The 22672-nt window shown below is 52.4% G+C and carries 15 protein-coding genes; 8 read left to right on the top strand and 7 right to left on the bottom strand.

Features of this window, described 5'->3' with window-relative positions:
• Positions 1 to 388: 388 nt before the first annotated feature.
• Positions 389 to 2119 carry a hypothetical protein gene (locus IX84_RS27325; protein WP_044228710.1) on the top strand — a complete coding sequence of 577 codons (1731 nt, stop codon included), beginning with the start codon at positions 389 to 391 and terminating at the stop codon, positions 2117 to 2119.
• A gap of 37 nt (positions 2120 to 2156) precedes the next feature.
• On the top strand, positions 2157 to 5030 hold the full coding sequence (locus IX84_RS27320) for a CHAT domain-containing protein (RefSeq protein WP_044228708.1): 2874 nt from the start codon (positions 2157 to 2159) through the stop codon (positions 5028 to 5030).
• A 3-nt stretch (positions 5031 to 5033) separates the two neighbouring features.
• Here the strand turns inward: IX84_RS27320 and IX84_RS27315 are convergent, their stop codons facing one another.
• The 5 genes from IX84_RS27315 to glgP all read right to left on the bottom strand — a co-directional run bounded on the left by IX84_RS27315 (position 5034) and on the right by glgP (position 12439).
• Complete coding sequence (locus IX84_RS27315; RefSeq protein WP_044228705.1) at positions 5034 to 5969, bottom strand: hypothetical protein; 936 nt, start codon at positions 5967 to 5969, stop codon at positions 5034 to 5036.
• A gap of 21 nt (positions 5970 to 5990) precedes the next feature.
• Positions 5991 to 6536, bottom strand: coding sequence for an RNA polymerase sigma factor (locus IX84_RS27310; RefSeq protein WP_044228702.1), 546 nt, complete (start codon positions 6534 to 6536; stop codon positions 5991 to 5993).
• Between the two features lie 1124 nt (positions 6537 to 7660).
• Positions 7661 to 9184, bottom strand: a complete 1524-nt coding sequence (locus IX84_RS27305) for a T9SS type A sorting domain-containing protein (RefSeq protein WP_044228698.1) — start codon at positions 9182 to 9184, stop codon at positions 7661 to 7663.
• A gap of 62 nt (positions 9185 to 9246) precedes the next feature.
• Positions 9247 to 9633: a T9SS type A sorting domain-containing protein gene (locus IX84_RS27300; protein WP_081968982.1), complete on the bottom strand. Its 387-nt coding sequence runs from the start codon at positions 9631 to 9633 to the stop codon at positions 9247 to 9249.
• A gap of 241 nt (positions 9634 to 9874) precedes the next feature.
• The gene (glgP, locus tag IX84_RS27295) at positions 9875 to 12439 is read right to left on the bottom strand and encodes an alpha-glucan family phosphorylase (protein ID WP_044228691.1); all 2565 of its coding nucleotides are present in this window, start codon (positions 12437 to 12439) and stop codon (positions 9875 to 9877) included.
• Positions 12440 to 12712: 273 nt separating this feature from the next.
• On the opposite strand from glgP, the gene IX84_RS27290 reads away from it, so the two are divergent.
• The 3 genes from IX84_RS27290 (at position 12713) to IX84_RS27280 (ending at position 15951) form a co-directional block, all read left to right on the top strand.
• A complete protein-coding gene (locus tag IX84_RS27290) occupies positions 12713 to 14719 on the top strand; it encodes a beta-galactosidase (RefSeq protein ID WP_044229003.1) in 2007 nt (668 codons plus the stop codon).
• A gap of 99 nt (positions 14720 to 14818) precedes the next feature.
• The gene (locus IX84_RS27285) at positions 14819 to 15415 is read left to right on the top strand and encodes a DUF6992 family protein (protein ID WP_044228689.1); all 597 of its coding nucleotides are present in this window, start codon (positions 14819 to 14821) and stop codon (positions 15413 to 15415) included.
• A 68-nt stretch (positions 15416 to 15483) separates the two neighbouring features.
• The gene (locus IX84_RS27280; RefSeq protein WP_044228686.1) at positions 15484 to 15951 is read left to right on the top strand and encodes a DUF4199 domain-containing protein; all 468 of its coding nucleotides are present in this window, start codon (positions 15484 to 15486) and stop codon (positions 15949 to 15951) included.
• 83 nt (positions 15952 to 16034) lie between these two features.
• Here the strand turns inward: IX84_RS27280 and IX84_RS27275 are convergent, their stop codons facing one another.
• Both IX84_RS27275 and IX84_RS27270 read right to left on the bottom strand, forming a co-directional pair.
• Positions 16035 to 16238: a YgaP family membrane protein gene (locus IX84_RS27275; RefSeq protein ID WP_044228683.1), complete on the bottom strand. Its 204-nt coding sequence runs from the start codon at positions 16236 to 16238 to the stop codon at positions 16035 to 16037.
• Between the two features lie 81 nt (positions 16239 to 16319).
• Positions 16320 to 18734: a TonB-dependent receptor gene (locus IX84_RS27270; protein ID WP_044228681.1), complete on the bottom strand. Its 2415-nt coding sequence runs from the start codon at positions 18732 to 18734 to the stop codon at positions 16320 to 16322.
• 107 nt (positions 18735 to 18841) lie between these two features.
• Between IX84_RS27270 and IX84_RS27265 the strand changes: the two genes are divergently transcribed.
• The 3 genes from IX84_RS27265 to IX84_RS31625 all read left to right on the top strand — a co-directional run bounded on the left by IX84_RS27265 (position 18842) and on the right by IX84_RS31625 (position 22633).
• Positions 18842 to 19459 (top strand): MarR family winged helix-turn-helix transcriptional regulator, encoded by a 618-nt coding sequence (locus tag IX84_RS27265; RefSeq protein ID WP_044228678.1) that lies wholly within the window; start codon positions 18842 to 18844, stop codon positions 19457 to 19459.
• A gap of 236 nt (positions 19460 to 19695) precedes the next feature.
• Positions 19696 to 21492 (top strand): helix-turn-helix domain-containing protein, encoded by a 1797-nt coding sequence (locus IX84_RS27260; RefSeq protein ID WP_160213962.1) that lies wholly within the window; start codon positions 19696 to 19698, stop codon positions 21490 to 21492.
• Positions 21493 to 21727: 235 nt separating this feature from the next.
• The gene (locus IX84_RS31625) at positions 21728 to 22633 is read left to right on the top strand and encodes a phage tail protein (RefSeq protein WP_052516453.1); all 906 of its coding nucleotides are present in this window, start codon (positions 21728 to 21730) and stop codon (positions 22631 to 22633) included.
• Positions 22634 to 22672 lie beyond the last annotated feature (39 nt).

Genomic DNA, 22672 nt, shown 5'->3' with positions numbered 1-22672 from the left:
CCTGAAAAAAGCTATGAACAAGATATAACTGCCGAATCAGGCAGCTGAAGAATTTAGGGTGTTTTATTTTCAGAAGGGCGCGTCCACAACGGTGGGCACAACCTAATTGGAGATAAGTAGATAGTTGCTATTATTCCGGGCTGGGTAGGGGTTAAACCACTGCCCAGTTCTTTTTTTTGACAGCAACTAAAAAACCAAATGAAAAACCATCGGGACAAAGGCCGTCGTTATATCGGAGGGACAAACGGTGTGCCTGCCCGATGGTCCTGAAAAAGTTGTATTTTAGAGGCAGGAGGCTTTGGTGTAAGCCAAAAAGCTTTACCAAAAATGCTCCTTGCAGAACATGTAGACCCCGGCAATTGCCGGCACCTAAAAACCACGAGCAACTATGAACTTGAAATCTTTCCTCCTTACCCTGGGTTGGGTAGGCTCTTTCCTATTCCTATTTGAAGGGACAACGATTGCCCAAATTACCGGTAACCTAAAGGACGCTGACGCCCCAGCTGTTCTTACCCTCAATCTTGCCCCTCTGTCCCCACTCGAAGGGACCGATGTGCCCCAGCCATACCGGCAGCTTTTCCTGATTTTTAACGATGGCCAGTTTTACACTGCTGATGAAGCTAATACGGTATTCCAGCAGTCTCATGGCTTTGATGGCGCCATCCTTGGCGGCGCTACGGCGGAAGCGGTGGTCTTCTCCAAAGCCATATACAGTGATGAAGATGGTGACCCGCCCCCAAAAATTGTGTCTGGGACCGGGCCAACGGTTGCAGCGGCCACCCCGGACAAAACCAAAGCGGTTCCCGATACGGCGCTTATCGCGATCACCCCTGATCATCCGGCACTAACACCCGATGGCCGAACGGTGCTGACCGTCTCTGTGAAAAATGACAGCAACGGCGTTGTGTCCGCAGCAGCGCCATATAATGGGTATCTATTGCTTTTCCACGAAAGCAAACTCACCGTTGAAACCGCCCGGCGCCTGAAAAAGAAAGGAGTCGGTGTCATTGAGAAGCTGGAGTTCTCAAAATCAGAAATCGATGCCTTTATTGAACAAAGTTCTGAAATTTCCGGCCTGCCTAATACACTCAGGTTAGGTGCTTATGATGCCGTAGACCTGTCAGGTACCAGTTCCGGGAATACCTATCGGGCCCTTCAGGTCTTTCGGGTATCCGGTCTTCAGCCCGGTCAGGAGCAACACTTCTTCCTGCCTGTCTTCAACCGGAATGTACATTATGACTCTATTCCGGAAGGTGGTTCCGGTGCGGCCAGCTACGCTGCAGTGCTGTTGCTGGAACCCGGCAACTTCAGCTTTCCTCAGCTGAGTGCTGAAGAAGCGGAAGGGGTAAGCAAACTTAACCTGTCTGCCCTGTTGGAGCAAGGCATACCACTTGCCACTTTAGGAGACCCATCGGGTACGTTGACACTTGGGGAGTTGCAGCCGGCAGCTTACACGAGCGCCATGCAGAGCGTCCGCAGGTCCTATGATCCGAACCTCATTGAGCTTTGGGCGTGCGCCTGCCCGGATACGAGCCTTGCCGGGCAAAAACTGCTGATCAAGGTCGCCTTTGAGAATGAAGGAGCCGGGGCAACCGGTGCGGTAAAAGTGCGCATACCGCTGCCTGCTGCTGTGGATGTGGCCAGCATTTCCGATCAGGAACTGTTTTCTGTAGCGCCGGGTATTGAAACTTTTGATATTGAGAAAGACACTGCTGCCAATACGCTGACAGTCACTTTTCCCAAGCTAAGGCTTGCAGGCACGAGTGAGCACAAAAGCCTGGCTGCACGTTCCGGCTACTTTTCCTTTCTGGCCTATACCCGTTCGGGCACCGATATTGGCACGCTGCCTCCTACACAGGCTTGCATAGCCTTCAGGGATGAAAATGCGCCCCCCGACACCTACAATAGTGAAGTGTGCACTCCGCGGGGCACCGTTACCCTGATTGACGAGGCAGGTATCGCTGCCAATGACCTGGCGCTTAGCTGTACTATTTGTGAGGTGAAAATGGCAGAAGGTATCACGGTGCTGGGTATGCCACTGTGGCTGTTTTTGCTGCTTCTGGTAGTTGTCATTGGCGCCATTTTACTGGCGTTCTACAGCGATGACTGGCTGGGGTAACCCATTTTCTTAAGTTTTTCGCACAACCCTCCTCCTTATGAAAACTACGATTCAGGGGCTGCTGCTTTGTTTCGCCCTACTGCCTTTTCTATCGGCCCATGCATCCGTTGGCCTGGATTCCCTTGGGCAAGTTTACCAGGCACAGGCTATCGCCGCTATCGATGAGCAAGACCGGGATTGTTTTTTCGCAATGCTGGAGAATGCCGGAGCGGCTTTCCAAATTACTGACGACCTGGAAGGCTGGCTGAAATTGTACAAGGAAGCAGGCAAGGCTCTGCGGCAAAGTGACTGGGCAGATGCTGTGCAACAGTCGGTACAGGTGATGCAACAAGGGCTAAAAAAGGATTTCGGCCGCTCACCGGATACCCCTGAGGAGTGGGATGCCTTAATCTGGCTGCATGTCAACCTGGGATATATACATTTGCACTATCAGGACGATTATCAAAACGCCCTCGTGCAATACGAAACGGCCAGCCGGCTTTTCCAGCGTCATTTTGAAGAAGAAGACTACTACACGGTCAACTACATCTATCGGCCCTTAGCCAACCTGTACAGTCGCTTCGGTGATTTTCAGACGGCCATCGGGCTGCTTCGTACGGCTTACCGTTTTTTTAAAGATACCGGCCGTGTTGCTGCTCAGGCCAAAGTCCTGAATGACCTGGCTATCGCGGAGGAATTGGCAGGGGAGCCGGATGCTGCCTTGGGGCATATTGAAGCAGCCCTGAATCTGGAAAACCTTTCGGCCAAAGACCTGGTGCTCCTGCATAGCGCACGGGCAAGAGTGCTTGGGGTGTTGGGCCGGCACGAAGCGGCACTGCACGCTATTGACGCTGCGTTTGCCCATTTGCCGAAAGTGGAACAGGTGCCACCTGCTTACCTTCGCGAGTGGGAGGGCTCCCTCTGGAATGTCCGGGGCAGCATTAATGCAGCACTCCAGCGATGGGCAGCCTCCGCGCAGGATTTTGCCGAAGGCGAAGCCATCCTGCGCACCTCCGGCGAGGTCAGCTACCGACGCTCCCTGGGGAAACTGCTGGTAGACAAAGGCGAGATGCTGCGGCAAAAAGGGGCTTATCAGACAGCCGCAAAGTGCCACCAATCGGCTATAGAAGCCCTGCTGCCCGGCTACCGTTTCCATCACTGGCAGGAATTGCCTGCACTGGAGTTGCTCTATGCCGAAAATACCTTTTCGGAAGCCCTGACCGGCTGGGCCAATAGCCTGTGGGCATGGTACGAACAGGAGGGCGGGCAGGAGAAACTGGAGCCTGTGCTGCAAGCCTGCAACCTGATTTTTGAAGTCGAGCAAATGCTGCGCCGCCGCTATCAGGGCGAATCGGCCAAGCTGTCGAGTGTGCAGGGCATCCGGGCGCGGACGGAGCTTGGTGTCCGTGCCGCTTTGGAACTTTGGGCACAGACCCGTCAGCCGGGCTACAAGGAAGCAGCGTTTGAGCTTGCCGAGCAAAGTAAAAGCCTGCTGTTGCGGGAAGCCATGCAAAAAGCCACTGCCGAAAGACAGGCTGACCTGCCCGCTGCAGTCCTGCAGAGAGAGCGGGCGCTTCAGCAAGCCCTGGCTGATGTTGAAGAAAAGTGGTTCCGCCTGCAATTGGAGGAAGTCAATGCTGGCTCAATGGAGGAAGCCGAAGCGGCGTTATTCGGGCACCGGCAGGCTTATGCCGCCTGGATCGATAGCCTGGAACAGCATTACCCGGATTACTACCAGCGCAAGTACGACCTGGAGGTGGCTAGCCTGGCGGAGATACAGCAGGATTTGCTGCAATCAGGGCAGGCGCTGGTGGAGTACTTCACCGGTAGCAGCCTGAGCTGTGCTTTTGTGGTTACCCAAGATCAGTTGGAAGTCATTCCTCTGGATGTCTCTTATCCGCTGACGGAGCAAGTAAGCACCTGGCGGTCTGCGATTGAGGCATTCCAGTTTGGCAGCGCTGACCGGCAGGCGCTCTGTGAAGTATATCGGCAGGTGGGCCACGAATTGTATGAGGTATTGATAGCACCGCTTGAAGCGCAGTTGGAACTGCCGGAGCAGTTGATCATCGTGCCGGGCGGGGTGCTGGGGCTTTTGCCCTTTGATGCGCTTTTGACCGAGCCGGCCGGGCATTGCAATTTCCCTGAGATGCCTTACCTGATCAACCGATACGAAATCAGCTATGCTTACGCTGCGACTTTCCAGCGTACCGTGCAGCAGCGTGCGGTGAAGGGAAAGGGGCTTGCGGCTTTCGCACCGGATTTTGACGGCCGGGGCGGGTTCGGCGCACTAGCCTACAATCAGCCGCAGGCCGCAGCGGTAGCCGGCTTGTTCAGAGGGCGGGCATTCTTAGGGCCGGATGCGACGCGGGCGAAATTGCAGGCTGTGGCAGGAGAGGCCGGTGTGCTGCACTTTTCCACCCATGCACAAGCCAATACGGAAACGGGCAATTTTTCCTTCATCGTTTTTGCAGATGGGAAGGGCGGCTATGATTCCCTTTTTGTGAAAGACATTTACCTGCTGCCCCTTCAGGCTGAAATGGTCGTGCTGAATGGGTGCGAGACCTTTGTGGGCCAATGGTACGATGGGGAAGGCGTTATCAACCTGGCGCGGAGTTTCCTGGCGGCTGGTGCCAACAGTGTGATCTCTTCTCTGTGGTCCATCAACGACGATGAAAGCTCCCATGTGATGGAAACCTTTTATGCCGGGCTGAGTGCCGGTCAGGCCCGCTCAGCAGCACTGCGCTCAGCAAAGTTGGAGCAGGTGGCTTCCGGTGGTAAATTAGGGGCGCACCCGGTTTACTGGGCGGCTTTTCATGCGGTGGGCAAACCGGGGAAGCTGCCTGCTTCCGGTGGGGGCTCCCGCCTGCTGTTGTGGAGTGTGGTGGTTAGTAGCCTGCTGCTGGGCGTGGTGTACTGGCGTTTTCAGCTGTAACCACTAATTCGCCCACCTGTACCATGTAGACTCCAAATCCTCCAGCAATCGTTCTGCTTTATCCGCGTACTCATGGCCGGGTGTTGTACGAATCCGCCATGCCTCCGCAATGACATCAATGGGCGGGTTGTCCATAGCTGTGGCAGCGAGGAGGCGGTTCCAGCCCGCTTGTTCCAGCAGCAGGGTTTTGTTAAAATCATCCAGGTTAGAGCGGGGGATTTCCCGCATCAGACTGTCAAATGCCATAAATGCGGCGTTGTATTCCTTCCCAATCAGTTGGCGGTGCGCAAAGTCCATTCTTTCTTGCAGGGGTGTGCTTTCGGCATTTTCTTCGCCCATCGTGCGCTCGGAAATGGGCGACTCATAGTAAGCACAGCTTAGTGCGGGCCCGCTGTAGTTGACCTTCAGGTAAAGGCTGAAGGTGGAGAGCGCGATGAGCAATGCTCCGACCGCCGCCGCTGCATACTGCCACACGGGCCGGCGGCTGACGACCTTCAGTGTGTTCCCGGAATCTGCCTGCTGAGCCATTCCAGCCTCCCAATCCTCCAATTTGTTGCGGAAATCCTCATCCTGCGCCGCCTCCATGCCGCCAATAAGCTGCTGATAAGCCATTACCTCTTCCCGGAAAGCCGGGTCTGCCGCCATTCGGGCCTCCACCATTTGTTGTCCCTCAGGCTTCAGCTGCCCCTCCAGGTACCAGGTAATAAGTTCTGTTTGGTCATTGGCAGCCGTTTCTGCCGACCAGTTGTCCAGTTGGGCCCGGAAGTTTTCTTCCTGCAGGGCGTCCAGCCCTTCCAGCACCCGTTGGTAAGCAGCCACTTCAGCACGCAGCTGTTCGTCCTGCTCCAGGTCGGCTTTGAGCTTCGCCTGTTCCGGGGCAGGCAGCGCCTGACGGAGGTAAGCTTCAATCTGTTCTGTAGTCCAATTTTCTGCGTCCATGATCAATGAATTAAAGTGGCATCAAGCAGTCATCAGCTCTCGCATTTTGCGGAGGCAATCGTGTTTGCGGCGTCTGGCAGCTCCGGGAGACGGCAGATCCAGCTCCCTGGCAATGGCTTCCATGACATAGTTTTTGAGGTAAAACAGCTCCAGCAGTTCGCGGCAGGGCGAGCCCAGGCGGTCCAGCAATTGCCGGGCAAGCTGAGCTTTGGCCTTGCGTTCCTGTTGGTCTTCCACCTCGGGAAGGATGGGGATTTCCGGAATTTCTCCTTCCCATTGCTGCGTGTCTGTCCCTTTGCGCATCAGCAGCACCCGGCCGATCCCAATAATATAGGTACGAAGGGCGCTTTTTAGCGGTGCCTGAAGCTTCCCGGTCCGGATATTCCGGTTGAGAATGACCATGGCTTCCTGGAACATCTTTGTGGCGACCTCCGGTGCCGTCCCGTACCGGATAAAGTACAGCCGGAAGGGGGAGCGGACCTCTTCGTACAGGTTCCGCCAGGCATTTTGGTCACCGCTGCGCAGTTGCTCCAGCAGCGCATTGTCTTCTGAGTAGCTTTCACTCATTGATCGTGTTTTTTGAAAGCATGTTACGTCTTCACCCGAAATTTACTGGTTTTTCCCGGAAGTCCCTGCCCGGATAGGGATTTACCGGTGTAAAAAGTGGAGGTATGTTTCACGCAAAGGGCGCAAAGAGGCTGTTGATTCTGCTTTGCGTTCTCTATGTGCCCAGTTCATGATTTGCGAGAGATTTCATGCTAAGGAGAGGAAGATTTTCGCACAGGGCGCGAAGTGGTGCCATTTGTTACTTTGCGTACTCCGCGTGCTCCCTCCGCGCTCTTCGCGTGCACCACAAAAAAACTTTTCCAAAATTTTTTCCTTTCAATCCGTAACGTTTAAAAACCTGAGCGGATAAAGCAATGAATTACACCTAAAACCTGTATAATCCCATGACGCCATTGACCGGTGGGGAGGGGTAAAAGCCTCCTCTGCCGGTCAATAATTTAGATTAAAGAAAAGAATATTTGATTTTTTTCGTTTCTTTGGGCAGCAAATCAAAATCCAGGGGAGTCTTAAACCTAAGACTATGTTGGGAATTCGCTTTTGGAGCGAATGTAGTCAAATTTTATTCTGAACAAGGCGCGATGAAGGAGCCTAGCCTGAGCTAAGCGACTGAAGAGCAACGAAGTACAGGATGAAATTTGACAAATGCAGCCCAAAGGGTGAAATCCCAATATAGTCTAAACTGCTGATCTATTTCCGGGATCAGTAGCCGACTTCCCCCCAAGTCCGGAAGAGCAACTAACTACAAGACGACCTAATCTGCCCATCAGCTACGGCTGATGGCAGAGTGGTCATGCCGTTGGTGCCTGAGGATTTGGCCTTCCCATCTTGTTCTCAACAGATTACCACGGTTTACCCTAAATATGGTTTCTGCTTTTGCGTTTCCCAAATTTCGCAGGGGCAGAACGGTAGCAACATACAATGGTAGCCGGCAATTTTCCCAATTTCTTCGTTTGACTTAATGCCTGCCTGCTTATCCCAAAAGCAAAGGTAAATTTTTCAAGTCCGGCTACCTTTTTTTACCTCGCTATCATTGTACTTTTCTGACAGATCGAGCGCCATTTAGCTGGTCGTTCTGTACAAATATTAATGTAGAGACTGACTCCAAAATCAGAAAACGCTTACCATTATAACTTCACCAACTTCTTCATGCCTATCACTCCATTAGCTCCCATCACCCTGCAAAAGTAAGTCCCGCTGGGCAATGCCGCTGTTTCCAGCAGGATATGCTGTGCGCCTTCTCCTGCCGTTTGTTGCAGTACCGGCTGCCCCTGAAGGCTGTAGAGGGTGACATTTGCCCTGCCGGAAAGCGGGGTGCTGAATTCCACCGTCGTAAGCCCGGAGGTAGGGTTGGGGTAGAGGCTGAAGCCGGGCCCGGCCTGTAGCGGCACAGCAGGCGTACTCACCACCGTCTCGCAGGGCGGAGGCGGTGCCTCGCCGGGGATTAGGGGGCCGAGGCGGTAGTTGGGGAAGTGGGGGAGTGTACTAGCGAGCCGGTGAGGCAGTTGTAGCCCCCTTTGCTCTACCTGACAGGTAGTGCCTCTTTCATTGGGCTGGTGTATGACATGAAGATAAGGCACGGTAGCAAATACATTACTATAAATTTTACAGTCTGGCCCAAGTTGAAGGTTTCCAAAGGTAATAGCATAATTATCCAGAAAGCCATCATATACCGCAACGACAACACCGGAAGCTTCAATGTCCGGTGCCATGAGGTCAAACTGCATAATGGTATCAAAGGCGCTGACGTAACACAGCTCTGAGCTGGGGGAGAAGGCTACCCCGCCCCGTGCATGCACGTCCGGTATGGGGATATGCTGAAACGCACTCAGCGCCCCGGCCTGCCGGTCGAATTCCATGAGGAAGAGCCCGTCGGCACTGTAGCGGGCGTAGTAGCGGCCGTCGGGGGAGAAGCTGGCCTGACCGCCTCTTGATCCACTATAGGAAGCTGGCAGGCCCATTGAATCTATATGAGAAAACGCAGCGCCCGTATTATCGAGTAGAAAAAAAGCATATTCTGGGGATTGATCCAAAGCGTTCACAATCCACCAATCTTCCCCGTTGGCGTGCTTTACTGCCGTTAATTGCCCCCCTACCGTAGGTTCCTCAAAAAGGGCAACATTTTTCTCCACCACCCGGCCCAGCCCCTGATTGGCGCTCATATCTACTACAGAATAAAGGATACGGTCGGTGATGACATCAAAGACCGGCTCTTCCTGATAAATGATCCGCTTGTGGAAGAGGTAGTAGAGGCTGTCGCTGCCGGGCATGGGCAGAATTAAACTGCTTTGGCGGCCGGCGGTGTAGCCAATTAGGCCACATTGAATCTGGTGGATAGCCCCTGGATTGATACTGTTGCCGTTTTCCATGATGTTTTCTGCCATATTGTAAATATGACAGCCATCGGTATAAAAAGCAGGGCTGCCATTTTTGTCCGAAATGGATGCACTGCTTATATAGAGATTTGCAGTTATAGGGAAGGGGGCTACTTCGGGGGGCATTTCATTGAAGTTAAGAACCATGCCTTCATAGCCTATTGGGTTTTCACTATTGTAGCCCATAAGCCACGCAAAATCATGCTTTTGAGCATTTGCAGTGATCAGAGCAAGCAAAAATAAAGGTAGAAGTATTTGTTGAAGCCAGTGTTTCATGTTTTACGCTTTATTCAACAAGGGCTATCCAAGACATTACTGGATAGCCCTTGGTTATGATCTTATAACTTCACCAACTTCTTCACGCCCGTTATTCCATCAGCTCCAGTCACCCTGCAGAAGTAAGTCCCACCGGGTAAAGCTGCTGTTTCCAGCAAAACGTGCTGTGCGCCCTCCTCAGCCATTTGTTGTAGTATTGGCTGACCCTGTAGGCTATAGAGGGTAACGCTGATCCGGCCAGTGATCGGCGTGTTAAATTGTAGCACCGTAAGGCCGGAGGTGGGGTTGGGAAACAGGGTGAAGTCAAGCGGTGGTGCTGCTTTTGGCACCTGCATCGCCGCATTTTGTTGGCAAAGGGCTGAATTGTTAAATCGATATGTCGGATCGACCAAATGGTAAAGGCTGCGGGCCCGGAAGACGGCATCGCCCATGCATTGATTATTTTCCATCTCATAGCTATTGTTCAAGGCAATATAGCCTGATCTTAATTGATTTTCAAGTTACTAATACGATCTGTAATAGATTAGTGCCGGTCAAGAAGTAATAAAAACCTTCAATTAAAGGTAAAAGGACAATGCTTTTAAAGGAGTTGGGGCAGCATTAAAACTCAGGCTGTAGAAGTCAATAAAAAAAAACGGCCGTGCCACAACTACAAGAGTGGCACGGCCGCTGTATTTTCAAAATACTATTCTACAACCACTTCACCAGCGGCAAATCCTGACGGTGCGCCAGCTGACCGGATTTCGGGAAGGCCCGGAAACCGTATTCGTACACACCCGCCAGCTTGGGATCCAGCTCGCAGTGGTAGGTGGCGACGCCGTCTTTGACTTCCTTCAGTTCCAGCTCTTCCTTGAATTGAAGCTTCAGGACTTCTTCATCCACGCGGCTGAAGAAAACGACTTCCACGCCTACGTCTTCGGCAGATACTCCATTGAGGTAGAGCTTGAGGTCAGCGTAAAAGTGCTCGCCGACCTGCAGGGCGCGGTTGTCGCTGTCGAAGGTGTCGGCTTGCGCCAGCTCGATGCGGTCCCAGCGCTGCTCCATCGTATGCTTCCACTTTGCTACCTGACGTGCACCGGCGTAGTTGTCGGCACGGAGGGCACGGCCCCGCTGCGCCAGCTTGTGATAGAAGCGCTCGTAGTAGTGGTCGAGCATCCGCTTCATGGTGAAATCGGGGGCGACCTCCGCGATGATTTGCCGGATGTAGCTGACCCACTTTTCGGAAATGCCGTTCTCATCCTGCTCGTAGTAGGTGGGCAGAATATCAAACTCCAGGATATTGTAGATGGACTCGGCGTCCAGCTCATTTTGGAGGTCCTGATTGTCGTAGGTGCGCTCCAGCGGCAGGGCCCAGCCTGCATCCGGACGGTAGCCTTCTGCCCACCAGCCATCGAGTACGCTGAAGTTCATCACGCCGTTCAGAGCCGCTTTCATACCGCTCGTACCGGAAGCTTCCTTCGGGCGGGTAGGGGTATTGAGCCAGATGTCCACACCTTGTACCAGCAGCTTGGCCATCTCCATGTTGTAATTCTCGAGGAAGATCACCTTGCCGCGGAATTCAGGCCGCTTGGATACGTCAATGATGTGCTTGATCAGCCCTTGTCCACCGCCATCAGCCGGGTGGGCCTTACCGGCAAACAGGAAGATGATCGGTCGGTCACTGTTGCTGACGATGCTGCTCAGGCGCTCCAGGTTGGTGAACAACAGGTGGGCCCGCTTGTAAGTGGCAAACCGGCGTGCAAAGCCAATCACCAGCGCGTTGTCTTTGATGGCGTTGATCAGCTCAAAAATACTGCGTGGGTTCTCGCCCCGGCGGGTCAGGTCTTCCTGCATAGTCTCCCGCACATAGTCGAGCAGGCGGGCCTTAAGCTTGCGGCGGATGCCCATGATTTGCTCAGAAGGGACATTGTGGATTTTGCGCCAGTACTCCTTATTGGACTGATCGCGGAGGAAGCCATTACCAAAGGTCTCCAGGTAAAGGTCATTCCACTCTTTCGCAATCCAGGTCGGGTAGTGGACAGAGTTGGTCACGTATCCCAGGTGGAGCTCCTCGGGGTGGTAGCCCGGGTAAAGCACTTTGAACATCTTTTGAGAGACCGCCCCGTGCAATTCACTTACCCCGTTGACCTCCTGTGAAAGGCGGATGGCCAGGTGGCTCATGGAGAACAGCTCATCGTGGTTGTGCGGGTCAATTTTGCCCAGGGCGACGAACCGCGACCACTCGATGCCAAGCTCCGCAGCATAGCTGTAAAGATATTCCCGCAGCAGGTCTTCGTGGAAGTAGTCGTGCCCGGCCGGTACCGGTGTGTGGGTGGTGAAGAGGGAAGAGGAACGCACCGTTTCCAGTGCCATTTCGTAGCTCATGCCCTCGTGCTGAATGTAATTCTTCAGGCGCTCCAGGTTGAGGAATGCCGCGTGGCCTTCGTTGCAGTGGTAGATATCGGCATCATCATAGCCTAAAGCCCGCAGCGCACGGATGCCCCCGATGCCCAGGAGAATTTCCTGGCGCAGGCGGTGCTCATTGTCCCCTCCGTACAATTGGTGGGTCAGGGAGCGGTCGTGCCATTCATTCTCATCAATGTCCGTGTCGAGTAGGTAGAGCGATATCCGGCCTACTTTGAGTTCCCAGACTTTGGCGTAGACCATACGGCCCTTCAGCCCAACGCTGATTTTGACCCACTCGCCCTGCTCATCGCGCACCGGCTGAATGGGCAGTTTGGTAAATTTCTGTGGCGGGAAGTTGTTGATCTGATCGCCGTGGAGGGAAATGGCCTGCTCGAAGTAGCCATAGCGGTACAGCAAGCCTACGGCGATCATATTGGAATTGTCGTCCGAAGCTTCCTTCAGGTAGTCGCCGGCCAGCACGCCCAATCCTCCGGAATAGAGGCGCAGGGAGATGTGCAGCCCGTATTCCATGCTGAAGTAAGCAATTTTGGGGCTGCCCGCTTCCGGGCTGACTGCTATGTAGGCTTCAAATTCCCTGACCACACCTTGCAGGCGCTGAAGAAAGTCCTTGTCATTCACCAGTTCTTCGGCCCGCTTTGGCGAAAGCTGCTCCAGCAGAGCAACGGGGTTATAGCGCAGCGCAATGTACTGCTCCTTATCAATGTACTCGAAAAGCGCGATGGCCTCCTTGTTCCAGGACCACCAGATGTTGTTGGCGAGCACCTTCAGGGGCTGCAGGGCATCCGGGAGTGTAGACTCAATGAAGATGCGCTTGAGTTGTATTTTATTGTCTTTCAATTGGCCAATCATACAGAATGGTTTTTAATGAGGCTGCAAAAATAACCGGAATTCACCGGAAAGCACAGGTATTCTTGTGAAAAGTACACTAAGCCGGGTTGCGGTTCTTATAAAGTGAAGGCGCATCCTGTGCTCACCTGTATGCCAGTCCGCTATATTGACAGGTAAAAACAGGCTCAAAACCACTAAAACATGATGCAATTACTGCGACTTCTCCTTTTTTTGACGCTATTTAGCGCTGTTAGTGCCTCTGTGTGGGCACAACCTGCTTTTACCCCTGGCAAAATGGACGAAATCCTATATGGGGTGGCTTATTATTACGAATACCTGCCCACCGACCGCCTGTCGGAAGATGCTGCAATGATGAAAGACTGCGGGATCAATGTGGTGCGCATTGGGGAATCGACCTGGGCTTATCAGGAGCCGCAGGACGGTGTGTTCAAAACGGACTACCTTACCCGCATCCTTGACACGCTGCATGCCTATGGGCTAAAGGTAATTATTGGTACGCCCACTTACGCTATACCTTCCTGGCTGGCTAAAAAACATCCTGACATTTTGCTCACCAACAAAAACGGGCAACGCCCCTATGGCGCCCGGCAGATTATGGATATTTCCAATTCGGCTTTCCGGTTCCATGCCGAGCGTATCATTCGCAGGCAGATGGAAACTACGGCCCGCCACCCGGCGGTGATCGGCTTTCAGGTCGATAATGAAACCAAACACTACGGTGCGGAAGGCGCCAATGTTCAGGCGCAGTTTGTGGCATACCTGAAGGCTAAATTCGGTGAGCCGGAAGCCATGAACAAAGCCTTTGGGCTGCACTACTGGAGCAACTCTGTTTTTGACTGGGCGGACATGCCTTCCACCATCGGTACCATCAACGGCAGCCTGCGCAATGAGTTCGAAAAATTCCGCCGCCTGCTCGTGACGGAATATCTGGCCTGGCAGGTGGATATTGTCAACGAATACAAGCAGCCGCATCAGTTCGTGACGCAAAACTTCGATATGGACTGGCGCAGCGGCAGCTATGCCATACAGGCTAGCGTAGACCACTTTGAAGCCGCCCGGGCTATGGATATTGCCGGTATCGATATCTACCATGGCACCGGTGACCGCCTCGACGGAGTTATGATTGCTTTTGGAGGTGACCTGGCCCGCTCTATGAAGCAGGACAACTACCTGGTGGTGGAAACCTCCGCGCAGAGCATCCTTGGTCCTTCCAATCAGGAGTTGCTGTACCCAGGGCAACTCCGCACTCAAGCCTACAGCCACCTCGCCAATGGAGCCAACGCGGTAATGTACTGGCACTGGCACTCCATTCATAACAGTGCAGAGACTTACTGGAAAGGACTGCTCTCTCACGATATGGAGCCCAACCCCACTTATCTCGAAGCAAAGGAGGTCGCAGCCGAACTTGAAGAGCTCAGCCCGGCCCTGGTAAATCTTAAAAAAGACAATGAAGTCGCTATCTACTTCAGCAATGAAGCGCTTACTTCCCTTAAGGAATTTGCCTTCAGCAAACAGATGGACTATAACGATATCGTGCGCAACTGGTACGAAACCCTTTACAAAATGAATGTAGAGGCAGATTTCGCTGACCATACCGTGGATGACCTGAGCCGATACAAACTGTTGCTTGTGCCTCCGCTCTACACCGCTTCTGATGCTGAGCTCGAAAAGCTTAATGCTTACGTGGAAAACGGCGGGCATATCCTTTATGGTTTCAAAAGCGGGTTCACGGATGAGCACGTACAGGTGCACATGGAGCGGCAGCCCGCAATGCTTAGGGAAACTTTAGGGTTTTCCTATCAGCAGTTCACAGGTATTGACCGCCTGCCGTTAAAGGACGACCCGTTCGGGGTGGGGGAATCGGACAATTATGTCTCCATCTGGGCGGAACTGCTAACCCCCGAAGGAGCGGAGGTGCTGGGGCGCTACGATCATCCTCACTGGGGCAGGTACGCCTGCATTACTCAAAACCGGTATGGCAAAGGGCAGGCCACCTACATTGGAGCGTGGCCCTCCCCTGCGATTATGCAAAAACTGATCGCTGACGCAGTGGGCAAGGCAGGAGTAGAGCGCCCAAATACACACTTCCCTGTTATCATCCGCAAAGGCGTAAACGGGCAGGGAGCCGTCCTGCACTACGTTTTCAACTACAGCCCCGAGCCTCAAACGACCGCAGGGCCAGTCATGCGCAGCACGGATCTGCTGACGGGCAAAAAGTACAATGGGCAGACCGTACTTCCGCTGGAGCCCTGGGGGGTGGCCATTCTTCGGGAAGACTAAGAAAGTACTGCCTGCAGAATCCCACTGCAGGCAGTATTATCTGAAGTTTTGATGAACATTCCCCGCCCGGGAAGATTTCTTACATCAAAAACCGAAGCTATGCCAACCAAGCGGATCCTCCTCACCTTCACTTTCTTCAATTTTTTGATGTTGGGCTATGCGCAGACCAATGCCCTGACCGATTTCAACCAAAATCGCCTGCAGAAACAGAAAACCAGTATGATGGTACTGGGAGGCTGGGCGGTAGGCAATATCGCCCTTGGTGCCACATTAGCCAGTCAGCGCACCGGCGAGAGCCGCTATTTCCATGGGATGAATGCCGGCTGGAACCTGGTCAACCTGGGCCTGGCCACCGCTGGGTACATCGCTGCCACCAAAGGCGACCCCTCTGCCCTAAGCCTGGCGGAGAGCATCAATGAGCAGCACAGCGTACAGAAAATCTTCCTGTTCAATGCCGGGCTGGACGTAGGGTACATGCTGGGCGGTGCCTATCTGATAGAGCGTGCTAAAAACACCGAGGAAAAGCCGGAGCGCCTGCGGGGTTTTGGGAAATCCATCATTCTTCAGGGCGGGTTTCTATTTGTTTTTGACCTGGCCGCCTACTTCTGGCAGGCGAGTGGCAATGACGACCTGCAGCCCCTGCTGCAAGGGCTTTCCTTCACCGGCAACAGCATTGGGTTCCGGCACCAATTTTGAACTCGTAACGGCAGTTTGTAAACATAGGTGCCTGATTTCCAGTTTTATAAGAAATCAAGCATCACGATATGAATAAGATTGCAATTAAGTACGGACTGTTATTATTAGCCAGTTTTGTTGGGCTATTTTTATTAATGCACGAGGTCATTCAAATCCGAAATTATAACCTGAGGATACTCAACGGTTTTGCGCACATTGGATTACTCTATATGGCTATCCGCCGCTACCGGCGCGAGAATCCGGATACTGTTAATAATTATGTGTCCGGTGTGGTAACCGGAATGTACGCCTCCATCATCGGGGTATTGCCGTTCACCGCTTTTGTTATGTTTTACCTTATTGGCGACGATACTTTCATGAATTATATTCAGGATACCATTCCGATTGGAAAGTACTTCAACCCATTCACAGCCAGCCTGTTTGTCTTTACGGAGGGTATTGCGGTGAGCCTGATCGGTTCGTATATTGCCGTTCGGATAATTGACATGAATTTTGAACAAAACCACTCAGAAATACCTACGGAATACGCTGAATAGTGCTATTCCTGTAAAGAAATTGAAAAGCCGCCCCAGGTACTCCGGAAGCGGCTTTTTTAGTATGTGGTTTCAAAGTGAAAAACTTACGCCCTTTTGCAGGTACTCAGTCCAAAGGGAGCATAGAGCGGGCAAAAGCTAATGACGCTTGTGAGTACAAAAACGCCCGCCAGGACCAATAAAACAATACCCAAAGTGCCTGTAATGGTATTCGTGAAGTACAGAGCAGCGATGATTACAGCAATGATGACCCGGACCAGCTTGTCGGTGTTTCCCATGTTCTTTTTCATGACGTATTAGGTTTTAATTGAAAAAACGGTTGTCAGGCTTCCAATTTACTAAACTCGCCTGACAACCGGTTACCGGTAGACCTATATTTCAATCTGTAGTCCGATACTTGGCACCACCGTACCCGTAGCATCATTAATGGTCTTGAGCTGGAACTGCTGCTGATTGATAGGTGCATCGGGGTTGACGATGATGCCGCCGCCGACCGGTTGCCCGTTTTCATCCAGCGGGCGGTCCAGGATGAGCTGATCCTGGCCTACGCCATTGCCGGTAACGTTCTCGATGTCCAGGAAGATATTCAGGCTCCATTTGTCGAAAAACCACTTTTTATCCACCCGAATATCAATCGCGCTGAACAGGTCCGCACGCCGGGTATTGAGCAGGTCGAAATCCCGGATGCCCCGCCCGTTGGCCTGCCAGTTGAGGACGAGGGCGGACGCCTGCCGGTCGAAAGGAGTGAAAGGCAGCCCGGTCTGGAAGCGCCAGTTAACCCCCACTTCCCAGTTTTTCTCAAAGCGCTTGCCGATGACTATGTTGGCGATGTGGCGGGCGTCCCAGGAGGAAGGGACGAAGTTGCCATTCTTATCCTCAAACTCGCTCCAGCCCAGGGTATACGATGCTATGCCGTAGAAACCCTTGTACAGGCGCTGCTGAAAGAGGAATTCCAGTCCATAACTGCGGCCTTCAGAACGGGGGACAACCGGCTCGTTGCCCAGTACCCCAAAGTCGCCGCCCAGGTTAGCCAGCGTAAGGCTGTCGCGCAGCAGGAAAGGGTAGTCATAGTAGTATTTGTAGTAGCCCTCGATGGAAATTTTGGAATTGGAAGCCGTGTTGTATTCGAATCCAGCCACCACATGATCGTTTCGGATGTACTTAATGCCATTCTCCCGGTTCACGAACACGCCGTCCTCCTGATAGCCCAGTATGGTGTAAGGGGGCAGCTGGTAATAAATGCCGGTGTTGAAGTTGACTGCCAGGCGTTCAGTCAGGGCATAAGAAGCAGAGAAGCGTGGCGAGAACTGCTGCCCCAGGTTGCTCATCTCGGTACTGTAGTCATTGGCATCCATCCGGAAGCCCAGGGAGAGGGTCAGGCGCTCATCCACAAATTTTTGGCTGCCCTGAGCAAACAATGCATAGCGGTTGAGGTCAAAGTTGGAGGCAAAGTCGATGGTCTGTGGCCCGGCGCTGGTGAAGATGCGGTTAAAAGTGCTCACGTTGTACTTCACATACTGATAGCCCAGGCCATAGTTGAGCTTGAAATCGCCAAAGCGGATATCGTGTTCCACCCGCAGCTTGTTTTCAATTTCCTGGGATTTGTAGCGCAGGGTCAGGTTCTCCTCGCTGCTGTCGTCGTTGTCCAGGTATTTTTCGCTCTCGTTATTAAGCATATTCCGGCTCACCACAAAGGTCCAGAAGCCATTGTCGGCGTAGTGTTTGTAGACAAGGCCGTTGGTGTAGTTCCACTGTGGGGAGACTGGCAGCTGATTGAGCAGGAACTGTTGCTCTTCGGTCTCGTTGGCGTCCAGGTTGAGCTGGAACTGATCAAGGGCGCCCAGGCCGATGAAAGTCAGCTCGTTTTTCTTGTTAAACTTGTGCTTCACCTTGACCTGGAAGTCGTTGTAGGTCGGCAAAAACGGCAGCCCGATCACATCAAAGAGGAACTGCAGATAAGAACGGCGGGCGGAAGCCAGGAAAGTGGTCTTGTCTCCAATAGGGCCCTCCAGCGTCACGCCCACATCCGTGGCACTCATCAGGAAGGTGCCACCAATGCGGTCATCCCGCCCATCGCGCTGCTTGAACTCCAAAACTGAACTCAGGGTGTTGCCCCGGTTGGAAGGGAAGGCGCCACTGTAAAACTCTACCTCCCGGATGAAATTCACATTGATCAATCCCACGGGCCCGCCGGAAGCCCCCTGTGTGGCAAAGTGGTTGATGGTCGGCACCTCTACGTCATCAAGGTAAAAGCGGTTCTCATTCGGTGCACCGCCTCTGATGATAAGGTCGTTTCGAAAGCCGGCGGGAGTAGTCACACCGGGGAGGGTTTGAATGACCCGGGAGATATCTCTGTTGCCCCCCGGATTCCGCTGAATTTCGGCCACCCCTATGGTGCGCAGGGAAAGCGGGCTTTCTTCTGTTTTGGTGAATGGCGAAGCTTTGACGACCACCTCCTCTAAATCCTGGGCGGACTCGCTCAGGGCCAGATTGACGATGGCGGGCTTGGAGTTGGTCACTTGCACTTCATACTCTGTCTTATTGGTATAGCCCAGGTAAGAAGCGCGCACATCGTACAATTTCGGCTCCAGCCCGGTGATTTCGAAATTGCCGTCTACGTCAGTCGTAGTACCAATGTCGGTACCCAGCAAAAGCACATTAGCAAAAGCGATAGGTTCATTGTTCAGGGCATCGGTCACCTGCCCCTTAATGATGCCCGACTGGGCCCAAAGCGCAGGGCTTAGCAGCAATCCAAGCCATAAAGTCAATAAATGTTGAACTTTCATTATGTCGTTTTGTCGTGGTGATGGATTTGTTATTTATGCCAGCAGAACATTCTGTTTTTGAAAGTGTTTATATGACATCAAACTTTTTTAGTACAAAATAGCACTTTATGAAAATCGAAGACGCCAAACAGGTGATCGACTGGCTGGGCGCGTTTCAGGAGCAGCACAAAGCCGAACACCTTTCTCCGGTTGCCTTTGGGGAATGGCTGCAGCAGCAGGAGCGGGGCGGCAATATGGAGGGAAGCCTGCCCCCCAATACGGACGGCCTGATCTCTATGTTCTTCGGTTTTATGGCCAATTATGCGGCCTACTACGCCCGGCGTATCTTCCGCCACCTTGATCTGTATTCCATGACAGATTGGGCATTTCTGGCCACTCTGGAGCAGGAAGAACCCCTGACCAAGTCGGTCCTGATCCAGAAAAATATCCTGGAGAAATCCACGGGCACCGAAGTGCTCAAGCGCCTGAAGAAGCAGGGCTACATCGAAGAGCTTTCCAACCCAGAGGACCGCCGCGCCAAGCTGGTCCGGCTGAGCGACAAGGGGCGGAAGGTAGTGGCAGAAGCAAATGCCCGCATTATACCGATGGGGGAAGTGGTGACGGGTGACCTGACAACGGCTGAAAAGCAGCAGTTGCTGAATCTGCTGCAAAAACTGCATCGGTTTCATCAGCCAATCTTTGAAGGTGCAGATGAGCGCGAGCTCCAAGCGCTGTTGCACCTGTAGTTGTACATCGTTCCTATGTTGCAGGTGAAACAGGTGTTTTTTACCCTGCTGTTGACTACCACATTTACTTTTTTACTTTTGCAGTTTAGAAATAAGGTATTGACCGCTCTGTAATTGTTTTTTTAACTACGCCCAACATAATGTTACGTTCCGCTTCCTTTTTTTTTGTTGCTTGTATGCTCTTTTTGATTCAGAACAGCCATGGGCAGGAAATTCCTGACTCCTTGCAGGGGCGTTTGAAAGTATTACAGCAGGAGGCTGATTACGTGAAAGCCGTGCTTCAGTATGCGCAGGCGCTTCTGGAAAAGCGCGACACGCAATACTATGAGTTGGCACTGTCAGAGGCAGAAGAACATCTGAAAGTCACTGGGGATACCCTTGGGCTTGCCCGTTTCTTCTACGAGCGGGGGATGCTCGCCTATTACGGAGGCGACCATGAGACATCTGAAACTTTTGCAGATGCAGCAATAGAACAGGCCAGTGCAGCCGGAGACACCGTACTGCTGGGCAAAGCGTTCGGTTTAAAAGGCGTATTTAGCTATCTGGACAGAGATCATAATCAGGCTATTCATTACTGGAGCAATGCGACCCGCTGTTTTGAATCACAAGGGGCTACCGGTGAAGCCGCGCGCTACTATTCCAATATAGGAGCAATATATTTGGACAAAGGCTACTTCCATTCTGCTTTCCGGTTTTTCGACAAAACCACAACGGTCCTGAGGGATAGCATAAGGTTGCGGGATGCCTTCCAGATGGCGCAAATCAACAAGGGGGTTGCTCTGTTGCGCATGGGAGCATTGGAGCAATCTGCTGCAGTGCTGAAGGATATAGCCCTGTCCGAGGCCAACAGCAATGTCCGCACCCTGGTGCACCTCAATCTGCTGCAGGTCTATGCCAAACTGGAGCAACGCGAAGCATTTTACCGGCATCTTGATTCTTTCGAGCTGTATCAGGACCAAAACCGGCAGTACGGCAGCCGGTTGTTAACAGCCAAAGCTAATGCCTTTATCAGTTTTAGGGAGTGGGAAAAAGCACGGGCAATTCTGGAGGATTTTAAGGCCGAAGCCATAGTAGAGGACAGCCTTGTGAAAGTGCCTAACCTCAATGTCTTCTATTTGTATTATAAAAAAACCGGTGAAAACTTGCTGCCGGAGGCCATTATAGATAAGATACTCGACCGGATCGCGGATCAGTCGGATCTGATTATGACGCACCGGGCCTGGCAGATTAAGGCGCTCGCTGCTGCCGGTCGCGAAGATTATCAGGCAGCCTATCAGTATACGATTACTGCGGATTCTATTTATCACATTTCCGAAGACAGTACTGATGTTCGGAAGCTCATGGATATGGGGGTCCTTTATCAAACTGAAACGCTAAAGAAAGAAAAAGCAGCTTTAGGGTCTTCTTTACAAAAAGCGGGTTACACTATTACTGGTCTGGTTATTTTGTTTATAGCCGTCATTGCCATGTTAATCCTTGTATACCTCAATTATCGCAAAGCCCGTAAGCTGGCTGCACAACAACGGGAAATTGCAGCCTTTCAGGCTATTCAGGCAGAAGAGAAATTGCAGGCACAGCAGCGGGATGTGGAACAGCGCGAGCGGGAGATGCAGAAAAATGCTACCCTCCTGCTGTACGCCCGGCAAGTAGAAACCCGTATGGTCCGGCTTTTGCAAAAAGCCGCAAAGTCATTATCACAGGAGGACCGCAAGGAAGTGGAGGAAATTCGGCGCAATATGGATCAGTTTCAGGCTACCCACCTTAACTTTTCCATTGAACAGGAACTCAACCGGCAAATGGCTTCCTTTATGGGGTTCATCGAAGAGAAATACCCTGAGCTGACTGCATCCGAGCGGCAGGTCTGCGCCCTGATCTACCTGGGCTACTCTAATAGCGAGATTACCCAGATTCTGGACCGCTCGCTGAAGAGCGTCGAAAATTTCCGTTACCGGGCCCGGAAAAAAATGGAGGTCGAAAATCAGATCGACTTCACTACTTTCCTTACCCAACTAGTCAGGGGGCAGCAGCTATAAACACCAAAGCGGTTGGCAGGCCATCCCGGAACCAAGTGTGATGTGGCTTTTTTTAGTGCCACACACTATTGAGTTGTGCTTTTTTAAGTTCTGGTTATCAGGTACTTGTATTTTTGAGGGGTAAATGAGGGGGGACATCAGTAGGCTTTTTTTTCTTTAGCTATTAGTTTTGGAAAAATTTCAATCTGGGGTTAGTCTCCAACCAGTTAACATTATCCAAAACAAATTTGCATCTATGAAAAAGTCTTTGGCTTTAGTGGCAATCCTATGCCTGTTTTTCAGCCTGCTCCAGGCACAAGACACTCCACAAATCAGTATTCAGGGTACTTTCAAAAACGCCAATGGTATGGCCATACAGGATGGCACACAGCAGGTCACTTTTCGGCTGTATCACGAAAACAGCGGTGGTAGTGCCCTTTGGGAGGAGACCGCTGCGGTTGAAGTCGTAGGCGGCCTGTACAGCCATAATCTTGGCAGTGTGACAGAACTAAACCCGGATATCTTCAGCAGCACCGTTTATCTGGGCATAGAAGTCAGCGGCAGTGAGCTGCAGCCGCGTGCCCAGCTGACCTACTCGCCCTACACCATGTTCGTACAGTACGCCGCTACTGCTGGTCGGGCAGATAATGGCGTGCCGGCCGGTACCGTTCTGCCATTTGCCGGCCCGAAAACGAAAGTGCCCACCGGGTATTTACTTTGTGATGGGCGCAGTATAGTCAAAACCGAGTATCCCGATCTTTTCAATGCGATTGGAATTACCTACGGTGGCACCTCCAACGGCGCTACCTTCAACCTGCCCGACTACCGGGGGATATTCCTGCGCGGCAATGACGAAGGCCGGGGCATTGACGAAAACCGCGAGCTTGGCAGCCTGCAGCAGGATGCTACGGCTATGCCGGAGAACCCCTTTACAGGGGAAACTGATCAAGCCGGTGCGCATACTCATGAAGGCGTCACCTTAATGCCATTCATAAATAGTGGTTCAAGTGTTGGCGCTGATTATGCAGCTAGCGGTTCGAGGTTTCCGTGGAAGACTAATCCTAGCCTCGCTGGCGCGCATACCCACAATGTAGAAATCTCCGGCGGCGACTCCGAGACCCGCCCGGTAAATATGAGTGTGAACTACATGATCAAGTACTAGTACACTGTGTAATAAATTTTTAAGCATTTTGAAGGGCTC

The organism is Phaeodactylibacter xiamenensis, assembly GCF_000759025.1.
Lineage (GTDB): Bacteria > Bacteroidota > Bacteroidia > Chitinophagales > Saprospiraceae > Phaeodactylibacter > Phaeodactylibacter xiamenensis.
Note: the sequence above shows the minus strand (reverse complement) of the source record. Positions and strands in the feature narration are given on the sequence as shown.

Excerpts from the sequence above, each read along its gene's own strand:
- IX84_RS27325 (WP_044228710.1), top strand. The coding sequence starts at position 389 with ATGAACTTGAAATCTTTCCTCCTTACCCTGGGTTGGGTAGGCTCTTTC.
- IX84_RS27320 (WP_044228708.1), top strand. The coding sequence starts at position 2,157 with ATGAAAACTACGATTCAGGGGCTGCTGCTTTGTTTCGCCCTACTGCCT.
- IX84_RS27315 (WP_044228705.1), bottom strand. The coding sequence starts at position 5,969 with ATGGACGCAGAAAATTGGACTACAGAACAGATTGAAGCTTACCTCCGT.
- IX84_RS27310 (WP_044228702.1), bottom strand. The coding sequence starts at position 6,536 with ATGAGTGAAAGCTACTCAGAAGACAATGCGCTGCTGGAGCAACTGCGC.
- IX84_RS27305 (WP_044228698.1), bottom strand. The coding sequence starts at position 9,184 with ATGAAACACTGGCTTCAACAAATACTTCTACCTTTATTTTTGCTTGCT.
- IX84_RS27300 (WP_081968982.1), bottom strand. The coding sequence starts at position 9,633 with ATGGAAAATAATCAATGCATGGGCGATGCCGTCTTCCGGGCCCGCAGC.
- glgP (WP_044228691.1), bottom strand. The coding sequence starts at position 12,439 with ATGATTGGCCAATTGAAAGACAATAAAATACAACTCAAGCGCATCTTC.
- IX84_RS27290 (WP_044229003.1), top strand. The coding sequence starts at position 12,713 with ATGGACGAAATCCTATATGGGGTGGCTTATTATTACGAATACCTGCCC.
- IX84_RS27285 (WP_044228689.1), top strand. The coding sequence starts at position 14,819 with ATGCCAACCAAGCGGATCCTCCTCACCTTCACTTTCTTCAATTTTTTG.
- IX84_RS27280 (WP_044228686.1), top strand. The coding sequence starts at position 15,484 with ATGAATAAGATTGCAATTAAGTACGGACTGTTATTATTAGCCAGTTTT.
- IX84_RS27275 (WP_044228683.1), bottom strand. The coding sequence starts at position 16,238 with ATGAAAAAGAACATGGGAAACACCGACAAGCTGGTCCGGGTCATCATT.
- IX84_RS27270 (WP_044228681.1), bottom strand. The coding sequence starts at position 18,734 with ATGAAAGTTCAACATTTATTGACTTTATGGCTTGGATTGCTGCTAAGC.
- IX84_RS27265 (WP_044228678.1), top strand. The coding sequence starts at position 18,842 with ATGAAAATCGAAGACGCCAAACAGGTGATCGACTGGCTGGGCGCGTTT.
- IX84_RS31625 (WP_052516453.1), top strand. The coding sequence starts at position 21,728 with ATGAAAAAGTCTTTGGCTTTAGTGGCAATCCTATGCCTGTTTTTCAGC.